The sequence below is a fragment of the uncultured Campylobacter sp. genome, assembly GCF_938040115.1.
In the GTDB taxonomy this organism is placed as follows: Bacteria; Campylobacterota; Campylobacteria; order Campylobacterales; family Campylobacteraceae; genus Campylobacter_A.
Window position 1 is genome coordinate 1 of the sequence record NZ_CALHXD010000037.1, and the last position, 4,304, is coordinate 4,304.

At 48.2% G+C, this 4,304-nt stretch carries 5 protein-coding genes; 3 read left to right on the top strand and 2 right to left on the bottom strand.

The window, feature by feature from the left end; all coding sequences use genetic code 11:
* Together Q0314_RS01510 and dxr are read left to right on the top strand one after the other, a co-directional pair.
* A partial coding sequence (locus Q0314_RS01510) for a phosphatidate cytidylyltransferase (RefSeq protein ID WP_298055736.1) occupies nt 1–301 on the top strand: 301 nt, incomplete at its 5' end.
* Entirely contained in the window at nt 295–1,407 is a 1,113-nt protein-coding gene (gene dxr, locus Q0314_RS01515) for a 1-deoxy-D-xylulose-5-phosphate reductoisomerase (protein WP_298055738.1), read from the top strand. The genes Q0314_RS01510 and dxr, both read left to right, overlap by 7 nt.
* A gap of 444 nt (nt 1,408–1,851) precedes the next feature.
* Here the strand turns inward: dxr and Q0314_RS01520 are convergent, their stop codons facing one another.
* Together Q0314_RS01520 and Q0314_RS01525 are read right to left on the bottom strand one after the other, a co-directional pair.
* Entirely contained in the window at nt 1,852–2,355 is a 504-nt protein-coding gene (locus Q0314_RS01520; RefSeq protein ID WP_298055741.1) for a hypothetical protein, read from the bottom strand.
* Nucleotides 2,352–3,674 (bottom strand): AAA family ATPase, encoded by a 1,323-nt coding sequence (locus Q0314_RS01525; protein ID WP_298055743.1) that lies wholly within the window; start codon nt 3,672–3,674, stop codon nt 2,352–2,354. The genes Q0314_RS01520 and Q0314_RS01525 overlap by 4 nt, the downstream gene beginning before the upstream one ends.
* Before the next feature lie 50 nt (nt 3,675–3,724).
* Here Q0314_RS01525 and Q0314_RS01530 point away from each other — a divergent pair.
* A partial coding sequence (locus Q0314_RS01530; RefSeq protein ID WP_298055745.1) for an NlpC/P60 family N-terminal domain-containing protein occupies nt 3,725–4,304 on the top strand: 580 nt, incomplete at its 3' end.

A 4,304-nucleotide genomic window follows, 5' to 3' on the forward strand; every position in this document is an offset into this window, starting at 1 on the left:
CGCCTTTAGCGAGACTTCGCCTAATAAAACCTGGGAAGGCGTAGTAGGCGGTATCGCCGTGGCTACGGTCTTTGGCGCGGGCTTTGGCTGGGTGCTGACCGATAGCTTTTGGCATAGCCTCATCACGGCGTTTTTGGTTGCGGTTTTCGGCGTTTGGGGCGATCTTTTCGAGAGCTACTTAAAGCGCCGCGCGGGCGTCAAGGATAGCGGCACTCTGCTACCCGGCCACGGCGGTATGCTTGACCGCGTCGACGGCTATCTGTTTGGCGTCGCGGCGATGCTCTGGACGCTATCGTGGTAGTGCTGGGCTCGACGGGCTCGATCGGGACGAATACCCTAAATCTAGCCCGTAAATTCGGCCTTAGTATCGAGGCGCTGAGCTGCGCGTCAAACTACGAGCTTTTAAACGAGCAAATCGCCGAATTTAAGCCCAAATTCGTCTGTATCGCCGAGCCAAAATTTGCTAAATTCGTAAAGCACAAGCGCATTTTTGCAGGCGCGCAGGGTATCTGCGATATGCTAAAAGAGTGCGAGAGCGAGCGCGTCGTAAACTCTCTAGTGGGCTTTGCGGGACTGGCTCCGAGCTTAGCCGCGCAAAAGCTGGGCAAAAAGCTAGCGCTTGCTAATAAAGAAAGCCTCGTTGCAGGCGGCAAATTTTTAGATAGGGGCGCGATAAATCCGATAGATAGCGAGCATTTCGGGCTTAAATTCTTGCTCGCGAACAAAACCCCGGTCGCTAGGCTCGTCATCACGGCTTCAGGCGGCGCCTTTTACAAAACACCGCTAAAAGCCCTAAAAGACGCCCGCGCCGCAGACGCGCTAAAACACCCGAACTGGAGCATGGGCGCAAAGATCACGATCGACAGCGCGACGATGGCGAACAAGCTTTTTGAGGCGTTGGAGGCCTTTTGGCTTTACGGTGTGCGGGATATCGAGGCGCTCATCGAGCGCACGTCCACGGTTCACGCGCTGGTGGAGTTTGCCGACGGCTCGACTACGGCGCATCTATCTAAAACCGATATGATTTTGGCCATCGCGCATGCGATTTTGGGCGAGGATGGGGCGCTAAATTTGAGCGCCGCCGATACGAAAAACGGGCAAATCGTGCCGAATTTGGACCTAAAAACGCTAAAAAATATAAAATTCGGCGAGATAAATTTGAAAAAATATCCTATCTTTTTGCTAAAAGATCAGGCTTTGCAAAACCCTGATCTTGGCGTTGCGATAAATGCCGCAAACGAAGTCGCCGTGTATAAATTTTTGCGCGGCGAGTGCGGATTTTTGGATATCTCGCGAACGGTTTTAGCTGCGGCAAAGAGGTTTGAAAACGAGAAGATAGAGAGCGAAAGCAGGATCTTTGAAGTAGATTCAGAAGTAAGAAAGTGGGCGGAAAAGTCGCTGAAATAGCGGCTTGTCTCGCGAGTGCTTTTCCGAGATTTCGCAAAATTTTCGCTCCGCAGGCTATATGCCTAGCGCACGCTCAATTTTGCTTCAAAACTCGAAAAATCATCTCACGATACTTCGTTTTACGCTCAAATTTGAAGATAAATTTGCAAATTTGACGCACCGAGACCCTCATCTTGAAAACGTAAATTTGAATACGCGGCAAGAAAGCGCTAAATTTAACCTGCGCGTAGCGCAACAACTTCTCACGTACAGTGAGGTTGGAGAGGGTCTGCTTTTGGCAGTTGCGAGGCAAAGCCGAAGCAAAGAAAGGCGACGCTTCGTAATTACAACCCCCCTTTCCTCTCCAAAAAAAAAGAAAAAGCTTAAATTTCAGAGAAACCAAAATTTAGCACCGCCGAGACTCGGGTCTCGGTGCGTAAAATTTATAAATTTAATCCCAAATTTTTATCGCTCTCCAAAATCCTTGCCAAAATCATCTATCTGATTTAAATCCATCGGTTTTAGCTGATTTTTATTTCCTCGCAAGATGTCCTCGACCTGCTCTTTTTGCGATCTTTTTGAGCCCGTAGTTTTGACGTTTTTTAGCGCTTCAAGTAGCTCTTCGATATTTGGTTCGCGCACGGTTTTTAGCGAGATGATGAGCACTTCGTCGATATCGATCGAGTGCTTTTTGGCGGTGTATTTAACAAGAGTTTCTTTAAATTTTTCCTTGCCGAGCGAGGTTAGCAGATCCTCGACGTAAAAGCTGCCGATAACGACGTTTAGCGCGTCAAGCACGTACGCTTCGTTATCCGCGACGTCGCGCCCCTCCAGACGCAGGCTTACGCTTACTTTTTTGATCGAGCTTTTGGCGTCTCTGGAGTATAGATCGGTTTCAAAGTTATCGATATTTAGCGTCTCGGCAAAGGCCATAACCGCGGCAAAAGCCAGCGCAAAAATCTTTTTCATACGTCTTCCTTAATGTTTTCAAATTTGTTTTCAAGATAGAATTTCTCGACCTCTTCGTCTATTTTAACGACGCTTTGCAAATACTCTCTAAACGGCCGACTTTTGCCGTAAAATATCCTCAGTTTTTTCGGATCGATCGCCCGCGAGAGCGCGACGTAGAGCTGTCCGTTGGCAAAGATATGATTTAGGTCGCACACTAAATTTTCGATACTCATGCCTTGGGATTTATGGATCGTGATCGCGTAGGCTAGCTTTAGCGGAAACTGCGTCAAAGACGCCCTCGCGCGCTCCTCGAGATGTTCTCCTGCCATCACGAATTCGCTCATGTCAAATCTCGCGCGCTCAACCTCGACGATCTCGCCGTTAGCTTTTTGCACGATGACGCTTTTTATCTCGCCGTTTTCTTTTAAAATTTGCATTATCTGCCCGCGCTCGCCGTTATAGTACTCGCCCCATTTATTTACGGTAAATATAACTTTCGCGCCGATTTTTATATTTAAAATTTCAGGCGCGTAGAGGTTTGCGATCCAGCGATCCAGCGCGTTTTCGTTTAAATTTTCATCGTAAATTTCCACTAGCGCTTCGGCTCTTTCAAGCGGCGCTGGCAGTTTAGAGAGCATCTTGTTGTTTAGGTCGTCCGCTTCGTAATTTCGCCCAAAAAGCACGCTGGTATCGCCATCTACCTGCACGCTTGGCACGCGTAAATTTTCAATATAGCTAAATACCTCTTCGCTCAGTCGCCCAACGCGAAGCATGGATAAGATATCGTAAAATTTCTTATCTTTCGTGCGTTTTGAGACGACTAGCTCGATATTTTTAAACTCAAATTCATGCCACGAGCTAGAGTTGAAAGCATAGAGAAATTTAAAGAGCGAGCTACCGTCATCGCCGTTTTTTCGCACGGGCGGCAGCTGGTAAAAGTCGCCCACGAGCATCACGCGCCCGACGAATCGCGAGCTCATCAAGCGGTAGTAAATCATATCCATCAGCCCCGCGCTGATCATCGAGATCTCGTCTATCACGATGAGATCGCAGACGTCGAGCATCTTTTTTAGTTCGCCAAGCTTTCCGCGTTGTTTACGGTCATAGCCGCGCAGCTCCTCGAGGTTTGAGCAAATGCCGAATTTAAAAAAACTATGCACGCTCACTCCGCCGACGTTTACCGCTGCGATGCCGGTACTGCCCAGCACGACGACGTTTTTTAGCTCGCTTTTATAGTGCTTGATGACCGCTTGCGTGAGGTGGCTTTTGCCCACGCCACCGCGCCCGGTAAGAAAGACGTTTGATTTTTTTAAGATGTCTAGCAGCTGGTTTAACACAAATTTCCCTAATTTTTTGTAAAATTATAGCTTATTTTTAAGGAGCTAGATTGAAAATTTGCAAATTTATATTTTCCGTAGCGACGGCGCTAGCGATGCTGGGCGGTTGCGCATCGCCAAAAGATGCGCCAAGAGCGGTAAATTTACCGGATCAAGGTGCTAACGCCGCGCCCGCATACGATATGCCCGAGGAGAGCGCGGACGAAAATTTAGGCCACATCAGTTATCTAAAATTTGACGTCGATCAAAATGCAAAAGCGTTGCCGATACTGCCTTTTGAGGCGCAAAGTAACGGCGAAGCTCTGCTGCAAAAACGCTTTAGCGCACTTGATCTAAAAGCACCCTCAACCACTGCAAAAGACGCTTTTTGGGCGCTAGATTACTATAAAAACACGGCAAAAAGGCAGTATTATTTCTCAAATATGCGCAAAATACCAAACGAATGGTTTGAAAAAGTGCGCAAAAACGCGAGCGTAGAGAGCTTCGGTAAAGTCTCTCTACCTGCGATAACGACGGCAAATACTAGCCTGCGAAACATACCGACCGACGAGGCCGTACTCTATAATCCCGTGCGCGCAGGCGAAGGGCTGCCGTTTGACTACGCCCAGCTCTCTTTCGTCTCAATCGGTT